This is a genomic window from Streptomyces hundungensis (assembly GCF_003627815.1).
GTDB classification, from domain to species: domain Bacteria; phylum Actinomycetota; class Actinomycetes; order Streptomycetales; family Streptomycetaceae; genus Streptomyces; species Streptomyces hundungensis_A.
The window spans coordinates 5,629,882-5,651,323 of record NZ_CP032698.1; the positions used below are offsets into that span (position 1 = coordinate 5,629,882).

Consider the following 21,442-nt stretch of genomic DNA (forward strand, 5'->3'; position numbering starts at 1 on the left):
ACAGGAACCCACGCCATGAACAAGAACCGTCTCGTCACCGTCACCCTCACCGCCCTCGCACCCATGTCGTGGGGCTCCACCTACTACGTCACCACCCAATTCCTCCCCGCCGACCGGCCGTTGTTCACCGGCATGATGCGGGCGCTGCCCGCCGGCCTTGCGCTGCTCGCGCTCACCAGACGGCTCCCTCGCGGGGAGTGGTGGTGGAAGGCGGTGGTGCTGGGCGCGCTCAACATCGGCGCGTTCTTCCCGCTGTTGTTCCTCTCCGCCTACCGGCTGCCCGGCGGCATGGCCGCGGTGATCGGCTCGGTGGGCCCGCTCTGGGTGGCGGGCCTCGCCGCCCTGTTCCTGGGAGAGAAGCCCACCCTGCGGACCCTGCTCACCGGCATCGCCGCCGCGCTCGGGGTCAGCCTCGTGGTCCTCAAGGCGGCCGGGGCCTTCGACACGATCGGCGTCGTCGCCGCGCTCGGCTCCTCGGCCTCGATGTCCGCCGGAACCGTGTTCACCAAGCGCTGGGGACGCCCCGAGGGGACGGGCCCGCTGGTCATGACCGGCTGGCAGCTCACCGCGGGCGGACTCCTCATCGCGCCGATCGCCTTCTTCGTGGAGGGCGCGCCGCCGGCGCTCGACGGACGCAACATCGCAGGCTACGTCTACCTCGCCCTGGTGAACACGGCGGTCGCGTACTGGCTCTGGTTCCGCGGCATCGGCCGCATGACCGCGACCTCGGTCACCTTCCTCGGCCCGCTCTCGCCGCTCACGGCCGCGGTGATCGGCTGGGCGGCGCTCGGCCAGGCCCTCGCTCCCGTACAGCTCCTCGGCATGGCGATCGCCTTCGGCGCCACGCTGGCCGGGCAGGCCGCCCCGAAGCCGTTGCGGGCGGCGACGGCGCCGGGGACCAGGGAGCCCGCGGCTCCGGAGGCGCCGGAGATCCCAGCCGCCCCGAAGAAGCCCTCAGGCCTGGCCAAGTCCCTCTGAAGTCCCTCTGATCCCTCACTCTTCATAAATTCTGAACGGACTAGACAAAAACATTCGATGGACGCGATGAGTGGCACGGTGCGACGGTAGGGCGACACCCCGCCCCTCCGCCCCCGCCGCACCGAAACGGAGTCATCGTGACCGTCCTGGACCGAGTCCGCAGCACACCGCGCGCCGCCGCAGTCGAGAAGGTGGGCGGGGCCTCCGGGCTCGGGCTCGTCTTCGCGGCCGTCGCGACGGTCGTCTGGTCCGGGAGCTTCGTCGCCTCCCGGGCCCTGCACGACTCGGTGCCGCCCGTCCAGGCCGCCTTCTGGCGCTGGCTGATCGCCATCGCCGCGGTCGCCCCCTTCGCGCTCCGCGAGGCCTGGCGCCAACGCGCCCTGATCCGGCGCCACTTGGGCTATCTGACGCTCGCCTCTCTGCTCGGCATCACCGTGTACAACACCCTCGTCAACCAGGCCGGGACGTCCACCTCGGCGGGCAACATGGGCATGATCATGGCCGCCTCGCCGGTTCTGATGGCCGTCCACGAACGCCTCACCGGAGGCCGGCTCGGCGCCCGACGCACCGTCGGCCTGCTCGTCGCCGTGACGGGGGTGCTGCTGCTGGTCAGCGGCGGATCGCTCACTCTCGACCTGGCCGCAGGAGATGTGTGGATGGTCGCGGCGGCCCTGAGCTTCGCCTCGTACAGCGTGCTGCTGCGGCGTCGGCCGGCCCAACTCGGGCCGCTCGCCTTCCTGTTCGCCACCTTTGTGCTCGGCGCGCTCATGCTGGCTCCGGCGTACGGTGTCAGCCTGGCGACCCAGGGCGGCTTCGCGGCGACGCCCGCGACCGTCGGGCCGCTCCTCTACGTCGGGGTGCTCTCCTCGGCCCTCGCCTTCTTCGCCTGGAACAAGGCGATCTCCCTGATCGGCGCCGCCCGCGCCGGGGTCGTCTACTACCTCCAGCCGGTCTGTGTGGCCCTGCTCTCCTACCCGCTGCTCGGCGAGACGACGGGCCCGGCCCAACTGCTGTGCATGGCGCTCATCCTCGGCGGGGTCGTACTCGGATCCCGCAGGTGAACCGCCCCGCGAAGGCGCCGGTATGTTGCGTCCCATGAGCGAGTGGGACATCAAGAAGCTGCACATCCTGCGGACCCTGCGCGAGCAGGGCACCGTGACCGCGACCGCCGAGGTACTCCTGATGACGCCGTCGGCGGTCTCGCAGCAGCTGTCCAACCTCGCCAAACAGCTCGGTGTGACCCTGCTGGAAGCGCACGGCCGACGCGTCCGCCTCACCGACGCCGCCCACCTGGTGCTGCGCCACGCCGAGGTCGTCTTCGCCCAACTGGAGCGTGCGGACGCCGAGTTGGCGGGCTATCTGCAAGGGGAGGCGGGTGAGGTGCGGATCGGGGCGTTCTCCACCGCCGTGCCCGCGCTTGTCGTGCCGGCCGTACGGGCGCTGCGCGACAGCCATCCGGCGCTTCAGGTACGGGTGCGGGAGGCCGAGGCGGCCGAGGCGTTCGAGCTGCTCTCGGCCGGGTCGGTGGACCTCGCCCTGTCGCTCGCGGCCCACGCGCCGAGCGCCCGCGACCCCAAGTTCGCACTCCTTCCGCTGCTCGCCGACCCCCTCGACGTGGCCCTGCCCACCGGTCACCCGCTCGCCGCGGAGCCCGGCCTGCGCCTCGCCGACCTGGCCCACGAACCGTGGATCTTCGGCGGCAGCGGTCCCTGGTCGGAGATCACCACGGCGGCCTGCGAGGCGGCCGGCTTCGTCCCCGAACAGGCCCACAGCGCGGCCGGCTGGACCGCGATCCTGTCCATGGTGGAGGCGGGGATGGGGGTGGCCCTGGTCCCCCGGATGGCGGCGGCCGACCGCCGTGCGGGGGTGACGACGCGGATACTCAGCGCGGATCAGCCTCGGCGGCATGTGGTGGCGGCGGTTCGGCGGGGGGCGGAGGGGGGGCCGGCGGTGGGGCGTGTGCTGGGTGCGCTTCGGGAGGTTGCGGGTGGGCGCCCCGCGTAGCGCGTCCGCGGGGGTGGGCGCGGCTTGGGCCCGGGCCCACCCCGGTTTGCGCAGTTCCCCGCGCCCCTTAAACCCGCTTGCTCCTGCGGGCCGTGCCCGCGTCTCGCGCAGTTCCCCGCGCCCCTGAAACCCCCGGTCGTGTGCGGGCCGTGCCCGCGTCTCGCGCAGTTCCCCGCGCCCCTGAAACCCCCGGTCGTGTGCGGACCGTGCCCGCGTCTCGCGCAGTTCCCCGCGCCCCCAAACCCGTTTTCGTCTGCGGGCCGCGGGTGGCTGGTCGCGCCGTTCCCCGCGCCCCTGGCAGAACCGGTGCGGGCCCGGACGGGGCAGGTCGCGCAGTGCCTCGCGCCCCTAGCTACTCGGTGCGGGCCCGCATCGGCCACCTCAGCCTGTCCGGCGTTTGAGGACGAGCGCCCTTTAGGCGCGAACGGGGTCTGGGGCGGAGCCCCAGGGGCCGAACCCTTCAATGCCCGTCACGGGCGGGTGGGTGGGTCAATGTGCTCGGGGTCTGGGGCGGAGCCCCAGGGGGTTGGCTCAGGGGGTTCGGGTCAGGCGGGACAGTTCGGCGGGGGTCAGCCGGAGCGCACCCGCCGCGACGTTGTCGACAAGGTGGTCGACATCGCCCGTGCCCGGAATCGCCAGAACATGCGCCCCACGCCCAAGCGTCCAGGCGAGCCGAACCTGAGCCGCGCTCACCCCCCGCTCCCGCGCGACGGCCAGCACCTCCTCGTCCTCACCCCCGGCACCCCCCGCCCCCGCCCCCCGTTCCCGCCCGACCCCCGCGATCGCGTAGAACGGCACGAACGCCACGCCCCGCTCACCGCAGAGCCGCAGCATCTCCTCCTGCTCGGCGGGCGCGCCGATGCCGTACGGGTTCTGCACGCAGACGACGGGCGCGATGGCGAGGGCCTCGTCGAGGTGGGCGGGGCGCACATTGGACAGGCCCAGGTGCCGGATGAGGCCCGCCTCGCGCAACTCGGCCAGCGCGCCGAAGCGTTCGGCGATCGAATCGCCGCCGACGATCCGCAGATTGACCACGTCCAGGTGGTCACGGCCCAGCTGGCGCAGGTTCTCCTCGACCTGCCCGCGCAGCGCCCCCGGCGTCCTGGCGTGCTCGCCCCACTCGCCCGAGGGGAGCCGGCAGGGCCCGACCTTGGTGGTGATGACGAGGTCGTCCGCGTACGGGGCGAGCGCCCGGTTGATCAGTTCGTTCGCGGAACGCAGCGGCGAGAAGTAGAACGCGGCGGTGTCGAGGTGGTTCACGCCGAGCTCAACCGCCTTGCGCAGGACGGCGATCGCCGTCGCCCGGTCGCGGGGGACGGCGTCGGCGCGCAGGGCCGGGCCCCGCTGCGGCAACCGCATCGTGCCGAAGCCGATCCGGTTCACGGTCAGGTCGCCGAGCTGCCAGCTGCCCGCGGCGGCCGCGGTGATCGTCTCTGAGGTGGTGGTCATGGCGGGAGTCTGGCAGCGCGGACGCGGGGTGCCGCGAAATGGCCACAAGCTGCCACGACTGTTCAGCTCGACTGAAGAGACCATGCGAAAACTTTCGATGGACGTGAGCGGTGGTGGCGGCGAAAGTCAAACCATGACCCCTGCCACCGAGAACACCGAGACCGCGCAGACCGCGCAGACCGCCGAGACCGCCGAGACCGCCTCCACCGTCGACCCGCACGCCAACGACGCCGCGCCCTACAGCGGTGGCGACCCGTACGCCGACTACCGCGCCGGCGACTTCGCGTTCACCGACCTCGTCGACCTCGCGGACCGCAGGCTCGGCGCCGGAGTCATCGCCGCCAACGACGAGTTCTTCGCCGAGCGCGAGAACCTCCTCGTCCGTGAGCCCGCCGTGTTCGACCCGGAGCACTTCGGGCACAAGGGCAAGATCATGGACGGCTGGGAGACCCGCCGCCGTCGCGGGGCGGACGCCGACCACGTCTTCCCCGCCCCGGAGGACCACGACTGGGCCCTCGTACGGCTCGGCGCGCCCGGCGTGATCAAGGGCATCGTCGTCGACACGGCGCACTTCCGCGGCAACTACCCGCAGCGGATCTCGGTCCAGGCCACCGCGGTCGAGGGCTCGCCCAGCCCCGAGCGGCTGCTGGCGGACGACGTGAAGTGGGACGAGATCATCCCGCCGGCACCGGTACGCGGCCACGCCGAGAACGGCTTCGAGATCACCACCGGCCGCCGCTACACCCACATCCGCCTCTGCCAGCACCCCGACGGCGGGGTGGCCCGCCTGCGCGTGCACGGCGAGGTCGTACCGGACCCGGAGTGGCTCGACACCCTGGGCACGATCGACCTCGTGGCGGTCGTCAACGGCGGTGCGTACGAGGACGCTTCGGACAAGTTCTACTCATCCCCGACGCAGATCATCCTGCCCGGCACGTCCCGCAAGATGGACGACGGCTGGGAGAACCGCCGTCGCCGCGTCCGCGACACCAACGACTGGGTGCGCTTCCGGCTGGTCGCGCAGGGGGCGATCAAGGCGGTGGAGATCGACACGGCGTACCTCAAGGGAAACTCGGCGGGGTGGATCGCGCTGAGCGGGCGCGACGGCGAGACGGGGGAGTGGTTCGAGATCATCCCGCGCACGCGGCTCCAGCCCGACACCCTGCACCGGTTCCGCCTCCCCACCCAGGCGGTGGCGACCCACGTCCGCCTCGACGCGTTCCCCGACGGCGGGGTGGCCCGGATGCGGCTGCACGGCGCACTGACGGACGCGGGCGCGGCCGAACTGCGGCGCCGCCACGCGGAGTTGACCGGCTGACCCCGGTCCACTCGGCTTTGACCCCCGCCCGGCGGAACGGTTGCGCGTACGACGCCCGTCCGCCGGGCGGTTCTCATCGGGGCGCCCTCAGAGCGCGGAATCCTTGAGCGCGTCGATGAACGCGGTGAACGACTCGGCGCCGAGGAGCAGCGCCGGGCCATCCGGGTTCTTGGAGTCCCGTACGGGGACGGTCGTGTGGCCGTCGGCTATCTCGACGCAGTCGCCCTCGTCCGGGCCGCTGTAACTGGACTTGCGCCAGTCGGTGTCCGCGATCTCTACGCAGCTGCCCTCGTCGGGGCCGCTGTAGCTGGACTTGCGCCAACCGGTCAGCGCGGAAGCCCTGGGGATGATGCGGTCAGTTGTCATCGCGTTCGTAGTCCTTCGCTGTGGCCCTCAAAAGGGCGAGTGACTCCTTCAGTGGCAACGCATCGCTCAGCGCGAGATCGTATGTGCCCTGGAAACGCTCGACCAGCGCCGGGGAGTCGTGCACAGTTCCAGTGTGCAGCCCCTCCACGTAAGCGATAGGGGGCTGGTCCTCGAACCACATCAGCGTCACCATGCTGAGGAGTAGCGGGTGCGCGCCCATGCCGAACGGCAATACGTGTACGCGGATTCGGCCGGCGTCCGTCAGATCTGCCAGATGGACGAGTTGTTCCGCCATGACGGCTGGGCCACCGACCGGGCGGTGCAGCACGGTCTCGTCCAGGAGCGCCCACACGACCGGGGACACCGGATCGGTGAGGATGCCGGAGCGCTTCAGGCGGGTGGCGACCGCCTGGTCCCGCTCTTCCGCGCTCAGCGGAGGGAACCTGACGCTCAGAACGGCCCGGGCGTACGCCTTCGTCTGGAGGATGCCCGGCACGCAGGACAGTGCGAACTCCCTGATCATGGAAGCCTGTTGCTCGAACTGCTTGGCGGCCTCGAAGTGATCGGCGACCGGGCGCGCGTTCTTGTCCGGCAGAAAACTCACCAGAACATTCCCCGTGTTCAGCGCCCGGTCCAACCGCTTCGCGTCGTCCTCGGAGGGCCAGCGGCGGCCCGCCTCGATGTGGGCGATGTGCGTGCGGCTCATGATGGCCATCTCGGCCAGTTGCTGCTGGGTGAGGCCGGCTCGTTCCCGCTGTTCCCTCAGCCACTCACCGTACGCCTTGGTCATGGCTCAACTCCCTTGTGTGACGCGTCCGTTCGGGCGGTCGCTACCCCTGGGCGGGGGCGCTCATCTCCAGGAAGTGACGCGCAAGGGTGTTCGAAGGGGGGTGGGGGTGCGGCCCCAAGAAGGGACCGCACCCTCCGAGCGAACCGTTACGCGGACGCCGCCGCGTCCGCCGCCCGGGCCCGCAGGGCGCGCTCGACGCCCGCGCGGGATTCCGAGATCAGGCGGCGCAGGGCCGCGTTCGGCTCGGCGGAGGACAGCCACGCGTCCGTGGCGTCCAGGGTTTCCTGGGAGACCAGGAGCGCCGGGTACAGGCCCACCGCGATCTGCTGGGCGATCTCGTGCGAGCGGGACTCCCAGACGCCCTTGACCGCGGCGAAGAACTTCTCCGAATACGGCGCGAGCAGTTCGCGCTGGTCGGTCTGGACGAAGCCGCCGATCACCGCTTCCTGCACCGCGTTGGGGAGGCTGTCGGACTCGACCACCGACGCCCACGCCTCGGCCTTGGCCTCCGCCGTCGGCCGCGCGGCGCGCGCGGTCGCCGCGTGGCGCTCGCCCGCCGCGGTCTTGTCGCGCTCCAGCTCTGCCGCGATCTCCGACTCGTCGAAGACGCCGGTCGCCGCGAGGCGGCCCACGAACGCCCAGCGCAGCTCGGTGTCGACGGCGAGACCGTCGATGACCTCCGCGCCCGTCAACAGGGCCTGGAGCAGGTCGAGTTGCTGGGGGGTGCGGGCGGTCGCGGCGAACGCGCGGGCCCAGGCCAGCTGGTGGTCGCTGCCCGGCTCGGCGGTGCGCAGGTGCGCCAGCGTCGCGTCCGTCCACTGGGTCAGACCCGCGTCGCGCCACTCGGGCGCCGCGTACAGGTCGAGGGCCAGCTTCACCTGGCGGTGCAGGGACTGCACCACACCGATGTCGGACTCCTTGGTGATGCCGGACAGGACGAGCGCCAGGTAGTCGCGCGTCGCCAGCTCGCCGTCGCGGGTCATGTCCCAGGCGGAGGCCCAGCACAGGGCGCGCGGCAGGGACTCGGTGAAGTCGCCCAGGTGCTCGGTGACGACCCGCAGGGACTCCTCGTCGAGGCGGACCTTGGCGTAGGAGAGGTCGTCGTCGTTGAGCAGCACGACGGCCGGGCGGGCCTTGCCCACCAAGGCGTCCACGGCGGTCAGTTCACCGTCGATGTCCAGCTCGATGCGGTCGGTGCGCACCAGCTTGCCGGCCTCGTCGAGGTCGTACAGGCCGATCGCGATGCGGTGCGGGCGCAGCGTGGGCGCGCCCTGCGCGCCGGCGGGAAGCGCGGGGGCCTCCTGGCGTACGGCGAAGGAGGTGACGACGCCCGAGTCGTCGACCGCGATCTCGGGACGCAGCACGTTGATGCCGGCCGTCTCCAGCCACGCCTTCGACCAGGTCTTCAGGTCGCGGCCCGAGGTCTCCTCCAGCGCGCCGAGCAGGTCGGACAGGCGGGTGTTGCCGAAGGCGTGCGCCTTGAAGTACGCCTGCACGCCCTGGAAGAACTCGTCCATGCCGACGTAGGCGACGAGCTGCTTGAGGACCGAGGCACCCTTGGCGTAGGTGATCCCGTCGAAGTTGACCAGGACGTCGTCCAGGTCACGGATGTCCGCCATGATCGGGTGCGTGGAGGGAAGCTGGTCCTGGCGGTAGGCCCAGGTCTTCATCGAGTTGGCGAACGTCGTCCACGCGTGCGGCCACTTCGAGCCCGGCGCGTACGCCTGGCAGGCGATCGAGGTGTAGGTGGCGAACGACTCGTTCAGCCACAGGTCGTTCCACCACTCCATGGTCACCAGGTCGCCGAACCACATGTGGGCGAGCTCGTGCAGGATGGTCTCGGCGCGCACCTCGTAGGCGGCGTCCGTCACCTTCGAGCGGAAGACGTACTGGTCGCGGATGGTGACCGCGCCCGCGTTCTCCATCGCGCCCGCGTTGAACTCCGGCACGAAGAGCTGGTCGTACTTGGCGAACGGGTAGGCGCAGTCGAACTTCTCCTGGAACCAGTCGAAGCCCTGCCGGGTCACCGCGAAGATCTCGTCGGCGTCGAGGAACTCGGCCAGCGAGGGACGGCAGTAGATGCCCAGCGGCACCGACTGCCCGCCCGGGCCCTCGTACGAGGAGTGCACCGAGTGGTACGGGCCCACGATCAGCGCGGTGATGTACGAGGAGATGCGCGGCGTCGGCTCGAAGACCCAGACGTCGTCCTTGGGCTCCGGGGTCGGGGAGTTGGAGATCACCGTCCAGCCGCTCGGCGCCTTCACGGTGAACTGGAAGGTCGCCTTGAGGTCCGGCTGCTCGAACGAGGCGAAGACGCGGCGGGCGTCCGGCACCTCGAACTGCGTGTACAGATAGGCCTGTTGGTCCACCGGGTCCACGAAGCGGTGCAGGCCCTCGCCGGTGTTGGTGTAGGCGCAGTCCGCGACGACCCGCAGTTCGTTGCGGCCCGCCTCCAGACCGGCCAGCGCGATCCGGCTGTCGTCGAACACGGCGGCCGGGTCGAGGGAGGCGCCGTTCAGGACAACCTCGTGCACGGTCGGCGCGACCAGGTCGATGAAGGTTTCCGCCCCGGCCTCGGTCGAATCGAAGCGCACGGTGGTCGCGGAACGGTAGGTTCCGCCCTCTTGTGCGCCGCTCAGATCGAGCTCGATCTCGTACGAGTCAACGGTGAGCAGGGCTGCCCGCCGCTGCGCCTCTTCACGGGTCAGATTCGTGCCAGGCACCCGGTCATCTCCTTCAGATGCTTCAGTTCCATCAGATCGTGACGTTCCGGCCATCCTTGCACGCGGTATGCGCACAGCGCGATGTCCGTTTTCCGCCGGGGAAGCGGGCTCGGGGCGGCCACGCTTGAGCCATGACGATCTACACCGCGCGGGCCATCGAGCCCGCGACCCTCTCGGAACTCCGCGCCCTCGACGACGCGGGGCGGCCCTGCGTCCCGTTCGTCGACCCCGAGGGCGGCGACCCCCTGCGCTGCTGTCTGCGGCCCGTCGCGCCCGGGGAGCGGATCGCCCTCGTCTCGTACGCTCCGTTGCGGCGGTGGGCGGCGGGGGCGGGGGTGTCGCCGGGGGCGTACGACGAGCAGGGGCCGGTGTTCATCCACGCCGACCCGTGCGAGGGGCCCTCCGGGGAGGCCGGCTATCCCTTCGCGCGGGCCGGGGCGCTGCGGGTGCTGCGCCGCTATGACGGTCGGGGGCGTATCGCCGGGGGGCGTCTGCTGGAGATCCCTCAGGCCGCGGAATCGGCGTTCGACGCGGCGCTGGACGAGGCGTTCTCCGACCCCGAGGTCGCTCTGGTGCACGTGCGTGCGGTGGAGTACGGGTGCTTCCAGTTCGAGGTCCGCCGCCCTTGAGCTTCGGGTGCGGGCAGGTGGGGCTCGCTCGCGCAGTTCCCCGCGCCCCTAACTGCTCGGTGCTGGCCAGCACCTCAGCCCGTCCGGCGTCTGAGCACGAGCGCCCTAGCCGTGTCGGTGCTGGGGCACCTTCAGCCTGTCCGGCGTTTGAGGACGAGCGCCGTTCAGGCGCGATGCGGGGTCTGGGGCGGAGCCCCAGGAAACGCCGGTTTCGGGTGCGGACCGTGCGGGGCTGGGCGCGCAGTTCCCCGCGCCCCTCAGTGGCACCGGTGCTGGCCCGCACCTCAGCCTGTCCGGCGATTGAGGACGAGTGCCGTTTAGGCGCGAAAGGGGTCTGGGGCGGAGCCCCAGGGGGCGCGGGGAGTCGGGGCTAGGCCTTGAGCTCGGCGGCGACCAGCTCTGCGATCTGGACGGCGTTCAGCGCAGCGCCCTTGCGGAGGTTGTCGTTGGAGAGGAACAGCGCGAGACCGTTCTCCACGGTCTCGTCGACCCGGATCCGCCCCACGAACGACGCGTCCTTGCCCGCCGCCTGAAGCGGCGTCGGGATCTCGGACAGCTCGACGCCGGGAGCCGCGCCCAGCAGCTCGTACGCGCGCTCCACGCTGATCGGACGCTCGAAACGGGCGTTGACCTGGAGCGAGTGGCCGGAGAAGACCGGCACGCGGACGCAGGTGCCGGAGACCTTCAGCTCCGGGATCTCCAGGATCTTGCGGGACTCGTTGCGGAGCTTCTGCTCCTCGTCGGTCTCGAAGGAGCCGTCGTCCACCAGGTTGCCCGCGAGCGGCAGCACGTTGAAGGCGATGGGACGCTTGTAGACGCCGGGCTCGGGGAACTCCACCGCGTCGCCGTCGAAGGTGAGCTGGTCGGCCGCCTCGGCGACCTTGCAGGCCTGGGTGTGCAGCTCGGCGACGCCCGCAAGGCCCGAGCCGGAGACGGCCTGGTAGGTGGTGGCGACCAGCGCGGTGAGGCCGGCCTCGTCGTGCAGCGGGCGAAGGACCGGCATCGCGGCCATCGTGGTGCAGTTCGGGTTGGCGATGATCCCCTTGGGGCGATCCTTGATCGCGTGCGGGTTGACCTCGGAGACCACGAGGGGCACCTCGGGGTCGCCGCGCCAGGCGGAGGAGTTGTCGATCACGACGGCGCCGTGCGAGGCGACCTTCTCGGCCAGCGCACGCGAGGTGGCGCCGCCCGCGGAGAACAGCACGATGTCCAGGCCCGTGTAGTCGGCCGTGGACGCGTCCTCCACCGTGACGCCGTCCAGGACGGTGCCGGCGGAGCGCGCGGAGGCGAACAGGCGCAGCTCCTCGACCGGGAAGGCGCGCTCGACGAGGATCTTCCGCATGACTGCGCCGACCTGTCCGGTGGCTCCGACGATTCCGACCCTCACGGTGTCTCCTTTGGTGCTGGTGCTGGTGCTCACGTGCTGCTCACGTGGTCGTTGTACGGCTCCGGCGCACCCATCATGCGTCGGGGCACGGCGGACTTGTCCAATCCATTGTCCGGGGTGTGGGACACCTGCCCACTTGTGACAAGTCCATGGCATCCGTGTTGCATCCGCCCCGAAATGCCCCGGGGAGCCGTTTTTGCTGGCTACGGTCCTGACAAGCCGGTCGATCATCGGCGACACCGCACCGCCCTCCGGAGGATTTCCCGTGTCCGTATCCCGCCGCAGCCGGGCCATAACGGCCCTCGCCCTCGCCCCGGTGATCCTGTCGCTCGCGACCCCCGCCGTCGCCCGCACGACCCACGATCCCCAGCTGGCGAAGAAGCTGGCCAAGGAGGCCTCGGGGAGAGCGCCCGCCGCCATCTGGAGGCCTTCCAGAAGATCGCCGACGCCAACGGCGGCAACCGCGCCGCGGGCACCCCGGGCTTCGACGCCTCGGCCGCCTATGTGTACGGGCAGCTCAAGCGCGCCGGGTACGACGTCGCGTACCAGGACTTCACGTTCTACGAGTCGAAGACCCTGCGCCAGAAGCTGACCGTCCAGGGGCGTCAACTCCCCGTCGCCGCCTATGGGTTCAGCGCCTCGACCCCGGCGGGCGGCCTCACCGCCGAGCTGAAGGCGGCCCGCGTCGACGACACCCCGGGCTGCTCCCTCGAGGACTACGCCTCCGGGGGCTTCGCCGGGAAGATCGCGCTGGTGAAGCGGGGGAGCTGCACCTTCCAGGAGAAGGAGGCCGTCGCCGCGAAGGCGGGCGCGGCCGGGATCGTCCTCTACAACCACTCCGGTACCGAGCCGGTGCACGGCACGGTGGAGGCGCCCGCCAACGCCCACATCCCGGCCGCCGGGATCACCCTGGCCGACGGCGAGGCGCTCGCCGGGCAGCTCGCCAAGGGCCCGGTGCAGGTCACCCTGGACGTGGCCACCGAGGCCCTCGCCAAGAAGACCCGCAACGTGATCGCCGAGACCCGCACCGGCGACCCGGACCAGGTGGTCGCGCTCGGCAGCCACCTCGACTCGGTCCCCGCGGGCCCCGGCATCAACGACAACGGCTCCGGCTCGGCGGGGCTGCTCGAAGTCGCGCTCAAGCTCGCCGACGAGACCAAGCAGACCAGGAAGCACCCCAAGCAGTTGCCGCACAAGGTGCGGTTCGCCTGGTGGTCGGGCGAGGAGCTCGGCCTGCTCGGCTCGGAGCACTATGTGAAGAGCCTCGACGAGAGCCAGAAGAAGCAGATCAAGCTGTATCTGAACTTCGACATGATCGGCTCGCCCAACGCCGCCCAGCTCGTCTACGACGGCGACGACTCCGACCACAAGGGCGCGGGCCCGGGCCCGGCGGGCTCGGCACAGATCGAGGGACTGATCAACACCTACCTCGACCGGCGGCACGTCCCGCACGAGGGCTATGACTTCGACGGCCGATCCGACTACGGCCCCTTCATCGCCGTCGGCATCCCGGCCGGCGGCACCTACACCGGCGCCGAGGAGATCAAGACGCCCGAGCAGGCCAAGAAGTGGGGCGGGCGCGCGGGCGAGGCCTTCGACCCCAACTACCACGCCGCGGGCGACACCTTGGACAACATCGACGCGCGGTTCTTCGACCTCAACATCGACGTCATCGCGCACGCCGTGGGCACCTACGCCTACGACCTGAGCTCGATCCAGAACTGAGGGACCACGAACAAGCGGGGCGGGCGCTCACCATGAGCACCCGCCCCGCCGTGTTCGTACGGGTCGTTACTGCGTGACCTTCCCGATGATCACGCTGCCGGTGCCCGCGGCGGTGCCGCGCTCGTTCACCAGCTGCACGGTGCCGAAGAACTGGCGTCCCTCGGGAGCCGCGCCCGCCACCACGACGTCCGCGGCGACCTGCGCCGAGGTGCCGCTCGCGAGCTTGACGGTCTTGCTCTCGTCGACCTTCAGGGTGCCGAGCGAGGGCGCGAAGTACACGTCCTTGTAGGCGTACGTGGTCGACCCGGACGGGACGGCGTAGCCGGCCACCTGGATCGTGTACGTGCCCGCGGCCGGCTTGACCACGCTGACCGACTCGTCGGAGCTGCTGGTCGTCGACTTGGCGACCGTCTTGCCGTTCTGGTCCAGGACGTACAGGTCGAGGTCGGCGCCCTTGTCCGAGGTGCCGCCGATCGACACGTCGAGGTGCTCGACGCCCGCACCGACGGTGACCGTGCTGGTCTGCGTCTCACCGGTCTTGATGGTGGGAGTGGCGACCTTCGCGGAGCCCAGCGAGCCACCCTTCAGCTTGCCCTCCAGGGCGGCGAAGTTGTTGGTGACCTTCCACTGCACGGGGGCCGGGGTGCCGGTCTTCGCCTCGGGCACCGTCTGGGTGGCCGGGTCGAAGGTGACGCCGAGCACCGAGACGTCCAGCTTGTAGGAGTTGTCCAGGTACGGCGACGTACGGCGCGCCTCGACCTCGATCTCCCAGACACCGGCCTGCGGGTTGGCGTACGACCGCAGGTCGGGGCGGCAGGTGTTGGCCGGGTTGTCGTAGTTCGGGTAGCAGTTCGGCGTGCCCGTCGGGTCCACGGCCACACCGTAGGGGTGGATGGAGATGAAGCGGGTCTGGCTGCCCGAGCGCAGCGCGCCCATGCGGACTTCCAGGTTCTTCGCGCCGGCCGGGACGTTCACGAAGTACGACGTGGTGGAGTTGCGCTGCACCGTCGAGGACGCCGAGAAGGTGTAGCCGGGGCCCGCGATGGGCGTCGCGACGATGACCGTGGCCATGATCTGCTGGTCCACGCCGACCGTCTTGGCGTCGTCGACCTGGAGGATCGCGCTGTGCACGCCGCCGGACTTCGGCTGCGCCTGCACCTTGACGGTGACGGGCTTGCCGAGCGGCAGGTTCACCTCGTCGTCGCCGAGCACCTTGAACGTGCCGTCGTCGTTCTTCAGCGACAACTTGTGCTTGACGTTCTTGTCGGGGCCCGTGGTGCGGACCACCGTGACGTCGTACGTCTTCTTCTGCCCGGCCTTCAGACCGCTCTCGCGGTCGTAGATGCCGGTGCCGACGTTCGGCGTCTTCAGCGCGAAGCCGAGCGCGCTGGAGACCGGCGCGGTGACCGTGTACTCGTGCGCCGGGGCGTGCTTCTTCGCGGTCTGCTTGATCGCGTCCCAGGCGCCCACGACGTTGATGAGGCCGGCACCCTCGGAGTAGGCCTGAACTCCCTTGATGTGCTTGGCCGTCGAGGTCAGCGCGGTCCGCAGATCGGCCGGCGGCAGGTCGACGCCCTGCTGCTTGGCGGCCGAGATCAGCAGCGCCGAGGCGCCGGCGGCCTGCGGGGAGGCCATCGAGGTGCCCTGGAGCATCGAGTAGCCGGCCGGCAGGTCGTAGCCCGACTCCTTGACCGGGCTGCCGGGCAGCCAGGTCTGGGTGGAGTTGATGGCCGCGCCCGGGGCGCTCAGCGTCGGCGTGAAGCCGCCGTCCTCACGCGGGCCGCGCGAGGAGAACGGCATCATCTGGTACGCCGTGGAGACGCCGGAGCCGTAGTTGGCGGCCCAGGTCTCCTTGGAGATGGCGGCGCCCACCGAGATGACGTGGTCGGCGAGGCCGGGGTCGCCGATGGTGTTGACGCCCGGGCCGTCGTTGCCGGCCGAGATGACCAGCTGGACGCCGTAGGTGTCGATGAGGCGCTTGTAGAGCTCGGCGCGCGCGTTGTTGCCGTCGTTGAGCGCCGGCAGGCCGCCGATCGACATGTTGACGATGTCGACGTGACGGTTGGTGACGAGGTCGATCATGCCCTCGGTCAGCGCGATGTTGGTGCAGCCGCCGTCCCAGTTGCAGGCGCGCGAGGAGACGAGCTTCGCGCCGGGCGCGGCCCCGCTCATCGCGCCGCCGAACAGGCCGTTGGCGGAGGTGATGCCCGCGACGTGGGTGCCGTGCTCGGACTCGATGACGCCGATGTTGACGTAGTCCGAGGTGTGCCCGGCCGCGTCGTAGACGACGTTCTTGCGGATCTCCACGGTGAACGGCACCCGCTCGACGACATCGGTCGCCGGGTTGTCGGTGCCGAAGTAACCGACCTGGTTGCCGTTCTTGTACGGCTTCATCGGAGCGTCGTCCGTGAAGTCGTTGTTGTTGTTCAGGTCCACGGTGACCGTGCCGGCGACCGGGTCGTAGAGCACGCCCCAGCTGTCGGAGGTGTCGCCGTCGCGGTTCAGGTCGCCCTTGGCGTCGCCGCCCGCCGTGACCTTCTCGGCGAAGGTGGAGAAGTCGTAGGAGCCCGCCGGGGCCTTCCACGTCTTGCCGCCCGCCGTGAACGTCGGCCCGGCGACCGCGGTGTTGGCGCGCAGCCAGGTGCCGTCGTTGTCCTGCACCGGGTCGGTCGCGGTGACCCAGTCGACGATCTTGCGCTCGCCGGTGGTGGTCTTCTGGAGCGCCGGGTGGCCGAGGTCGACGCCCGAGTCCAGGATGCCGATGGTGACCCCGCGGCCGTCCGCCTGCGGGTGCTGCTTCACGAAGTCGACCGCACCCGTCTCGAAGCTCGGGTTGTACGGGTTCTTCGCGGGGGTGTTCTTGTCCGGTGCCGGGTAGCTGCCCGAGGTGCGCAGCGTCTTGGCGGACTTCGTGGTGTCGCCCGAGGGGGTCGGGTCGTCCAGCGGGATGTCCTGCTTGAGGTCGATGCCGTGCACCGAGGGCAGCTTCGCCGCCGCCTTCAAGGCCGCCTCGGCCTTCGCCGTCGGCAGCGTCGCCCGGACGTAGCCGAGCTTGTCGTCCTGCTTGCCCACGGTCGCCCCCGCGACCGCGTGCAGTTGTTCGGCGACGTCGGAGGTGGCGCCCGGAGCGGTCGCCACCATGACGGTGACGCTCTTGTCGCCCTTGGCCTGCGCCTCGGCGAGACGCTGCTCGTCGGCCTTGCCGAGCTTGTCCTCGGCGGTCTTGGCCGGAGCGGTCTTCACCGGGGGCGCGGTCGGGTCGTCGCCACCCGTGGCGGCGAAGGCCGGTGCGGCGCCCGCCGTGACGAGCGCGGCCACCAGGCCGGCCGCCGCCGCTATTCGGGCCGTGCGTCTCGCCCCGGGTATGGGGCGCGGGGATTCAGTGGTCATTCAGCATCCCTGTGAAGTGGGTAAGGGCCCGGACTCGTAACGGTTCGTATTTCGGTACCGGGTGACCGCTGAGCATTGCGTATATGACAGTTGTTTGTGGAGAGTTGACCGTTACGTGATGTGCACATGGCACATTCCCGCCATCGCGTACGACCCGCCACGGCGATCGGAGCGGGCCGGCGCGGCGCTCGGGGCCGACTGCCCACCCGGGGAGCGGCGCCCGCCCACGCCGACCCGTAACCTCACCAAATGAACACGGAGTTGCGGGTGGCGGCCTACGCCGTATGCGTCCGGGAAACCGGGGGCGTCCAGGAGATCCTTCTCGCCCGCTGGGTGGCCCGGGACGGCACCAAGCGGTGGACGCTGCCGGGCGGCGGCATGGACCACGGCGAGGACCCCCTGGAGACGGTGGTCCGCGAACTCGACGAGGAGACGGGCTATGTCGTCGAGCCGGTCCGGCTCCTCGGCATCGACTCCATCAACCGGCGCTATCCGCGCAAGCTCGGCCGGTTCGCCGACTTCCAGGGGCTGCGCATCGTGTACGAGGGCCGGGTCACCGGCGGCGAACTGCGCCACGAGACCAACGGCTCCACCGACCTCGCCGCCTGGCACCCTCTCGAAGGGGTGGCCGATCTCGACCGGGTCGAACTCGTCGACGTGGGCGTGCGGTTGTGGCGCACCCGGCCCCCCACGGGCAAGGCGCACCCGGACGTGGACTGAAGCCGCGCCCGCGGTCGCGGGCGGCGGGCCGTTCCCCTCCTGAAGGCCCGCCGCCCGCGCCCGGGGTCAGCGGGGGAGGATCACCACATAGGCGGCGGGCTCCCGCTCGGCGGAGGCCATCAGCGCGGTCCGCACCACGGCCGCCTGCTGCTCCAGACAGTCGCGCAACTTCTTCGGCGTGATGTGCACCACGGTGATCCCGAGCCGCTCAAGAGCCTCGCGCTTGCGGGTGCACTCCTTCCACTGCTCGGCCTCCTCCTCCTGGCCCTGCCGCGGCGCCCGGGTGTCCAGCTCCACCGCCACCGCGTGCTCGGGCCAGTACGCGTCCAGGCCCCCCAGGTGCGGGCCGCCCGGCAGGCGCAGGTCCACGTTCCACAGCGGATCCGGCAGGCCGAACCCGCGCACCATCGTGTACAGCCGCTCCTCCGCGATGGAGCGCCCCTCGGCGAGCAGCGCGTCCACCGCGTCCACCACGTGGTCCCGGGTCAGCAGCCGCGCCTGCGTCAACTCCCTTACGATCGCGGCCGGTTCGGTGTGGCCGCGGCGTACCGCCTCGGTCAGCAGACGGCGTACGGCCTCGGCGTCGTCCAGGACCGCCACCGCGTCGGCGAGCGCCCGCGGCACCGGCGCCACCGGCACCCCCGCGATCATCTCGGCGCCGGGCATCGCGTGCGCCCGTACCAACTGGACACAGCCCGTGGAGCGCAGCCGCCGGGTGCGCGGCACCAGGATGTCGATCCGGTCGAGCGAGAGCAGCGGGGGAGCGGAGGAGAACCGGTGCAGCGCCAGCGCCGCGAGCCCGGTCACGATCGCCGCCGGAGCCTCGGCGGGCGCCGCCTTGCCCTGCTCCGGAATGGCCTTGGCGCGCCCGGCGGCCGGCCATCCCGCGTACAGGAGCGCCGCGTGCAGCCGCTCCTCGCTGGTGGCCGGGCCCGGGTGCAGCACGTACACGCCGGGGAGCAGCTGCTGCCAGGGGCCGCCGGGACGGCACTGGGCGGTGGCGCGTGCGGCCGAAACCCCGTGCGCGCGCAGCTGGTTGGCGGAGAGCACGCGCCGCTGCACATCGGTGAGGTGGCTCAGGGGGCGGGGGGAGAGCGGGGTGTTGTGGTTCATGCGCGGGGTTTTCCGCAGCCGGAGCGCCCGCTAACCGCTGTTACAAGCCCGTCGACAAATCCGGACAAGCCCGTACTAAAGTACGGGCGTTCGAGTGCCGATCAGGGGGCCCGCCTCCGGGCCCCCGAACGGGTGTCGGCGGCCGGTGTCAGTGGCCGGCCGCCGCCGCGTCGCAGGCCTGGCCGCGCAGGGTGCGCGCCAGGTCGTCGCGGGCTTCGAGGACCAGACGACGCAGCGCGGGAGCCGCCCCCTCGTGCGCGGCGAGCCACGCGTCCGTCGCCGACAGCGTCGCCTCGTCGTCCTGGAGCCCGGGGAACAGACCCTTGACGACGTCCATCCCGATCTGGATCGAACGCTCGGCCCAGACCCGCTCGATCGCCTCGAAGTACTTCGGGACGTAAGCGGCGGTCAGCTCGCGCTGCGACGGCTGGTTGAAGCCCGAAATCGTCGCCTCCACCAGGGCGTTGGACAACGTGTCCGACTCCACGACCTGCGCCCAGGCCTGCGCCTTGACGGCCACCGAGGGACGCGCGGCCAGACAGCGCACCTGGTGGCGCTTGCCGGAGGCGGTGTCGTCACGGGCCAGCTCCGCGTCGATGGCGCCCTCGTCGACGACGCCGTGCGTGGCCAGCGGTTCGAGCAGCGCCCAGCGCAGCTCCTGGTCCACCTCCAGGCCGTCGATCTTGGCCGAGCCCGCGAGCAGGCCCTGGAGCAGCTGGAAGTCGGAGCCGGAGGCGGCCGTCGACGCGAAGAAGCGCGCCCAGGTGAGCTGGTGCTGGCTGCCCGGCTCGGCGAGCCGCAGCTCGCGCAGGGCGCCCGCGGCGAGCAGCGCGCCGCCCTCCGCGCGCCAGGCCGGCGCCGCGTAGTGCGTGACCGCCGACCGGGCCCAGGCATGCAGCATCTGGAGCACGCCGATGTCGGACTCGCGCCCCGCGTGCGCGAGGACCAGCGCGACGAAGTCACGGGCCGGCATGAGCGCGTCGCGCGTCAGGTTCCACAGCGCCGACCAGCACAGGGCGCGGGCCAGCGGGTCGCTGATGGAGCCGAGGTGGGCGCGCAGGGTGGCGAGCGAACCCTCGTCGAAGCGGATCTTGCAGTAGGTCAGGTCGTCGTCGTTGACCAGGATGAGATCCGGCCGCTCGGATCCGGCGAGCTCGGCCACGACCGTGCGCGGACCCTCGACGTCGACCTCCGCGCGGGCGTAGCGCACGAGCGCCCCCGACTCGGCGCGGTACAGGCCCACCGCGACCCGGTGCGGGCGCAGTTCGGGGTGTGATTCCGCGGCTTCCTGGATGACGGCGAGCTCGGTGATGCGGTCGCCCGCGTCATAAGTGGCCACCGGCGTAAGGGAGTTGACGCCCGCCGTCTGGAGCCAGGAGCGCGACCAGGTGGTCATGTCGCGGCCCGACACCTCTTCGAGCACCGACAGCAGGTCGCCCAGGCGGGTGTTGCCGTAGGCGTGCCGCTTGAAGTAGCGCCGGGCGCCTTCGAGGAAGTCGTCCCGGCCGACGTAGGCGACGAGCTGCTTGAGCACCGAGGCGCCCTTGGCGTAGGTGATCCCGTCGAAGTTGAGCTTGGCGTCCTCCAGGTCACGGATGTCGGCTGTGATCGGATGCGTGGACGGCAGCTGGTCGGCCCGGTAGGCCCACGCCTTGCGGTTGTTGGCGAACGTCACCCAGCTGTTGGTGAAGCGCGTCGCCTCGGCCTGCGAGAAGGAGCCCATGAAGTCGGCGAAGGACTCCTTGAGCCACAGGTCGTCCCACCACACCATGGTGACCAGGTCGCCGAACCACATGTGTGCCATCTCGTGCAGGATGACGTTGGCCCGGCGCTCGTAGGCGGCCTGGGTCACGTTGCCGCGGTAGATGTACTCCTCGCGGAAGGTCACCAGGCCCGGGTTCTCCATGGCGCCCAGGTTGTACTCGGGCACGAAGGCCTGGTCGTACTTGCCGAACGGGTACGGGAAGTCGAAGTGGTCGTGGAAGAAGTCCAGGCCCTGCTTGGTGACGAGGAAGACGTCATCGGCGTCGAAGTGCTTGGCGAGCCCCTTGCGGCACATCGCGCCGAGCGGGATCTCCAGGGTGCGGCCGTCGTCGAAGGTGCGCGTGTAGGAATCGGTGACGTAGTGGTAGGGGCCCGCCACCACGCAGGTGATGTACGTCGAGATCGGCTCGGTGGCCGCGAAGCGCCAGACGCCGTCCGCCTCCTGGCCGCCGGCGCCGTTGGACCACACCGTCCAGCCCTCGGGGGCCTGCGCCTCGAAGACGAAGGGGGCCTTGAGGTCGGGCTGCTCGAAGCCCGCGAACACCCGGCGTGCGTCGGCCGGTTCGTACTGCGTGTAGAGGTAGACCTCGCCGTCCTCCGGGTCGACGAAGCGGTGCATGCCCTCGCCGGTCCTGCTGTACGCGCACTGCGCGTCGACCACCAGGACGTTGTCCTCGGCCAGGTCGGCCAGGGCGATCCGGTTGCCGTCGAAGACCTCGGCCGGGTCGAGCGCGCGGCCGTTGAGCGTCACCGAGGTCACCGACGGGGCGATGAGGTCGGCGAAGGTGGCGGCGCCGGGGCGGCCGGAGCGGAAGCGGATCGTGGTCTGCGACCGGAAGGTGCGGGGCCCGTCCGGGGCGTCCCCGACCGCGGACCGCAGGTCGAGGCGGACGTGGTAGCCCTCGACGGACAGCAGCTCGGCCCGCTCGCGGGCCTCGTCGCGGGACAGATTCTCACCGGGCACGGGCACTCCTTTGTGTCTCGTTCGAACGGCTTCGATCCTCCCATGCCGTCGAGTCGGGGGCGGGGTGGTGAGGTGAGCGGCCGAAAAGGGCTCGGGGCGGGATGGTTTCGGCCGCCGCCGGT

15 protein-coding genes are annotated in these 21,442 nt (G+C 71.0%); 7 read left to right on the forward strand and 8 right to left on the reverse strand.

The annotated features are described in order from the left end of the window. Window positions 1-15 precede the first annotated feature (15 nt). The 3 genes from DWB77_RS24990 (at window position 16) to DWB77_RS25000 (ending at window position 2,982) form a co-directional block, all read left to right on the forward strand. Window positions 16-978: an EamA family transporter gene (locus tag DWB77_RS24990; RefSeq protein ID WP_120723368.1), complete on the forward strand. Its 963-nt coding sequence runs from the start codon at window positions 16-18 to the stop codon at window positions 976-978. 137 nt (window positions 979-1,115) lie between these two features. After that, window positions 1,116-2,039: a DMT family transporter gene (locus DWB77_RS24995; RefSeq protein WP_120723369.1), complete on the forward strand. Its 924-nt coding sequence runs from the start codon at window positions 1,116-1,118 to the stop codon at window positions 2,037-2,039. Window positions 2,040-2,073: 34 nt separating this feature from the next. Beyond that, window positions 2,074-2,982, forward strand: coding sequence for a LysR substrate-binding domain-containing protein (locus tag DWB77_RS25000; protein WP_120723370.1), 909 nt, complete (start codon window positions 2,074-2,076; stop codon window positions 2,980-2,982). Window positions 2,983-3,513: 531 nt separating this feature from the next. Here DWB77_RS25000 and DWB77_RS25005 read toward each other — a convergent pair. After that, the gene (locus tag DWB77_RS25005; RefSeq protein WP_120723371.1) at window positions 3,514-4,431 is read right to left on the reverse strand and encodes an aldo/keto reductase; all 918 of its coding nucleotides are present in this window, start codon (window positions 4,429-4,431) and stop codon (window positions 3,514-3,516) included. Between the two features lie 133 nt (window positions 4,432-4,564). On the opposite strand from DWB77_RS25005, the gene alc reads away from it, so the two are divergent. Then, window positions 4,565-5,749 carry an allantoicase gene (gene alc, locus DWB77_RS25010; protein WP_120723372.1) on the forward strand — a complete coding sequence of 395 codons (1,185 nt, stop codon included), beginning with the start codon at window positions 4,565-4,567 and terminating at the stop codon, window positions 5,747-5,749. Between the two features lie 87 nt (window positions 5,750-5,836). Here alc and DWB77_RS25015 read toward each other — a convergent pair whose 3' ends face one another. The 3 genes from DWB77_RS25015 to pepN (DWB77_RS25025) all read right to left on the reverse strand — a co-directional run bounded on the left by DWB77_RS25015 (window position 5,837) and on the right by pepN (DWB77_RS25025) (window position 9,628). Further along, window positions 5,837-6,115 (reverse strand): DUF397 domain-containing protein, encoded by a 279-nt coding sequence (locus tag DWB77_RS25015; RefSeq protein WP_120723373.1) that lies wholly within the window; start codon window positions 6,113-6,115, stop codon window positions 5,837-5,839. Further along, window positions 6,105-6,905, reverse strand: a complete 801-nt coding sequence (locus DWB77_RS25020) for a helix-turn-helix domain-containing protein (RefSeq protein WP_120723374.1) — start codon at window positions 6,903-6,905, stop codon at window positions 6,105-6,107. Before DWB77_RS25020 ends, DWB77_RS25015 begins: the two co-directional genes overlap by 11 nt. A gap of 146 nt (window positions 6,906-7,051) precedes the next feature. Then, a complete protein-coding gene (gene pepN, locus DWB77_RS25025) occupies window positions 7,052-9,628 on the reverse strand; it encodes an aminopeptidase N (RefSeq protein ID WP_120723375.1) in 2,577 nt (858 codons plus the stop codon). A 131-nt stretch (window positions 9,629-9,759) separates the two neighbouring features. Between pepN (DWB77_RS25025) and DWB77_RS25030 the strand changes: the two genes are divergently transcribed. After that, the gene (locus DWB77_RS25030) at window positions 9,760-10,257 is read left to right on the forward strand and encodes a DUF1203 domain-containing protein (protein WP_120723376.1); all 498 of its coding nucleotides are present in this window, start codon (window positions 9,760-9,762) and stop codon (window positions 10,255-10,257) included. A 370-nt stretch (window positions 10,258-10,627) separates the two neighbouring features. Here the strand turns inward: DWB77_RS25030 and DWB77_RS25035 are convergent, their stop codons facing one another. Then, a complete protein-coding gene (locus DWB77_RS25035) occupies window positions 10,628-11,644 on the reverse strand; it encodes an aspartate-semialdehyde dehydrogenase (RefSeq protein ID WP_120723377.1) in 1,017 nt (338 codons plus the stop codon). A gap of 504 nt (window positions 11,645-12,148) precedes the next feature. On the opposite strand from DWB77_RS25035, the gene DWB77_RS25040 reads away from it, so the two are divergent. Then, window positions 12,149-13,369 carry a M28 family metallopeptidase gene (locus DWB77_RS25040; RefSeq protein ID WP_342777997.1) on the forward strand — a complete coding sequence of 407 codons (1,221 nt, stop codon included), beginning with the start codon at window positions 12,149-12,151 and terminating at the stop codon, window positions 13,367-13,369. 66 nt (window positions 13,370-13,435) lie between these two features. On the opposite strand, the gene DWB77_RS25045 is transcribed toward DWB77_RS25040, so the two are convergent. After that, window positions 13,436-16,759, reverse strand: a complete 3,324-nt coding sequence (locus tag DWB77_RS25045; RefSeq protein ID WP_120723378.1) for a S8 family serine peptidase — start codon at window positions 16,757-16,759, stop codon at window positions 13,436-13,438. Window positions 16,760-17,008: 249 nt separating this feature from the next. Between DWB77_RS25045 and DWB77_RS25050 the strand changes: the two genes are divergently transcribed. After that, entirely contained in the window at window positions 17,009-17,479 is a 471-nt protein-coding gene (locus DWB77_RS25050) for an NUDIX hydrolase (RefSeq protein WP_120723379.1), read from the forward strand. Window positions 17,480-17,545: 66 nt separating this feature from the next. Here DWB77_RS25050 and DWB77_RS25055 read toward each other — a convergent pair whose 3' ends face one another. Together DWB77_RS25055 and pepN (DWB77_RS25060) are read right to left on the reverse strand one after the other, a co-directional pair. Next, on the reverse strand, window positions 17,546-18,592 hold the full coding sequence (locus tag DWB77_RS25055) for a hypothetical protein (protein WP_120723380.1): 1,047 nt from the start codon (window positions 18,590-18,592) through the stop codon (window positions 17,546-17,548). Window positions 18,593-18,740: 148 nt separating this feature from the next. After that, window positions 18,741-21,320: an aminopeptidase N gene (gene pepN / locus DWB77_RS25060; RefSeq protein WP_120723381.1), complete on the reverse strand. Its 2,580-nt coding sequence runs from the start codon at window positions 21,318-21,320 to the stop codon at window positions 18,741-18,743. Window positions 21,321-21,442: the final 122 nt, after the last annotated feature.

Bases quoted from the DNA above. Each gene is read 5' to 3' on its own strand.
- DWB77_RS24990 (WP_120723368.1), top strand. From the start codon at position 16: ATGAACAAGAACCGTCTCGTCACCGTCACCCTCACCGCCCTCGCACCC.
- DWB77_RS25000 (WP_120723370.1), top strand. From the start codon at position 2,074: ATGAGCGAGTGGGACATCAAGAAGCTGCACATCCTGCGGACCCTGCGC.
- DWB77_RS25005 (WP_120723371.1), bottom strand. From the start codon at position 4,431: ATGACCACCACCTCAGAGACGATCACCGCGGCCGCCGCGGGCAGCTGG.
- alc (WP_120723372.1), top strand. From the start codon at position 4,565: ATGACCCCTGCCACCGAGAACACCGAGACCGCGCAGACCGCGCAGACC.
- DWB77_RS25015 (WP_120723373.1), bottom strand. From the start codon at position 6,115: ATGACAACTGACCGCATCATCCCCAGGGCTTCCGCGCTGACCGGTTGG.
- DWB77_RS25020 (WP_120723374.1), bottom strand. From the start codon at position 6,905: ATGACCAAGGCGTACGGTGAGTGGCTGAGGGAACAGCGGGAACGAGCC.
- DWB77_RS25030 (WP_120723376.1), top strand. From the start codon at position 9,760: ATGACGATCTACACCGCGCGGGCCATCGAGCCCGCGACCCTCTCGGAA.
- DWB77_RS25045 (WP_120723378.1), bottom strand. From the start codon at position 16,759: ATGACCACTGAATCCCCGCGCCCCATACCCGGGGCGAGACGCACGGCC.
- DWB77_RS25050 (WP_120723379.1), top strand. From the start codon at position 17,009: ATGAACACGGAGTTGCGGGTGGCGGCCTACGCCGTATGCGTCCGGGAA.
- DWB77_RS25055 (WP_120723380.1), bottom strand. From the start codon at position 18,592: ATGAACCACAACACCCCGCTCTCCCCCCGCCCCCTGAGCCACCTCACC.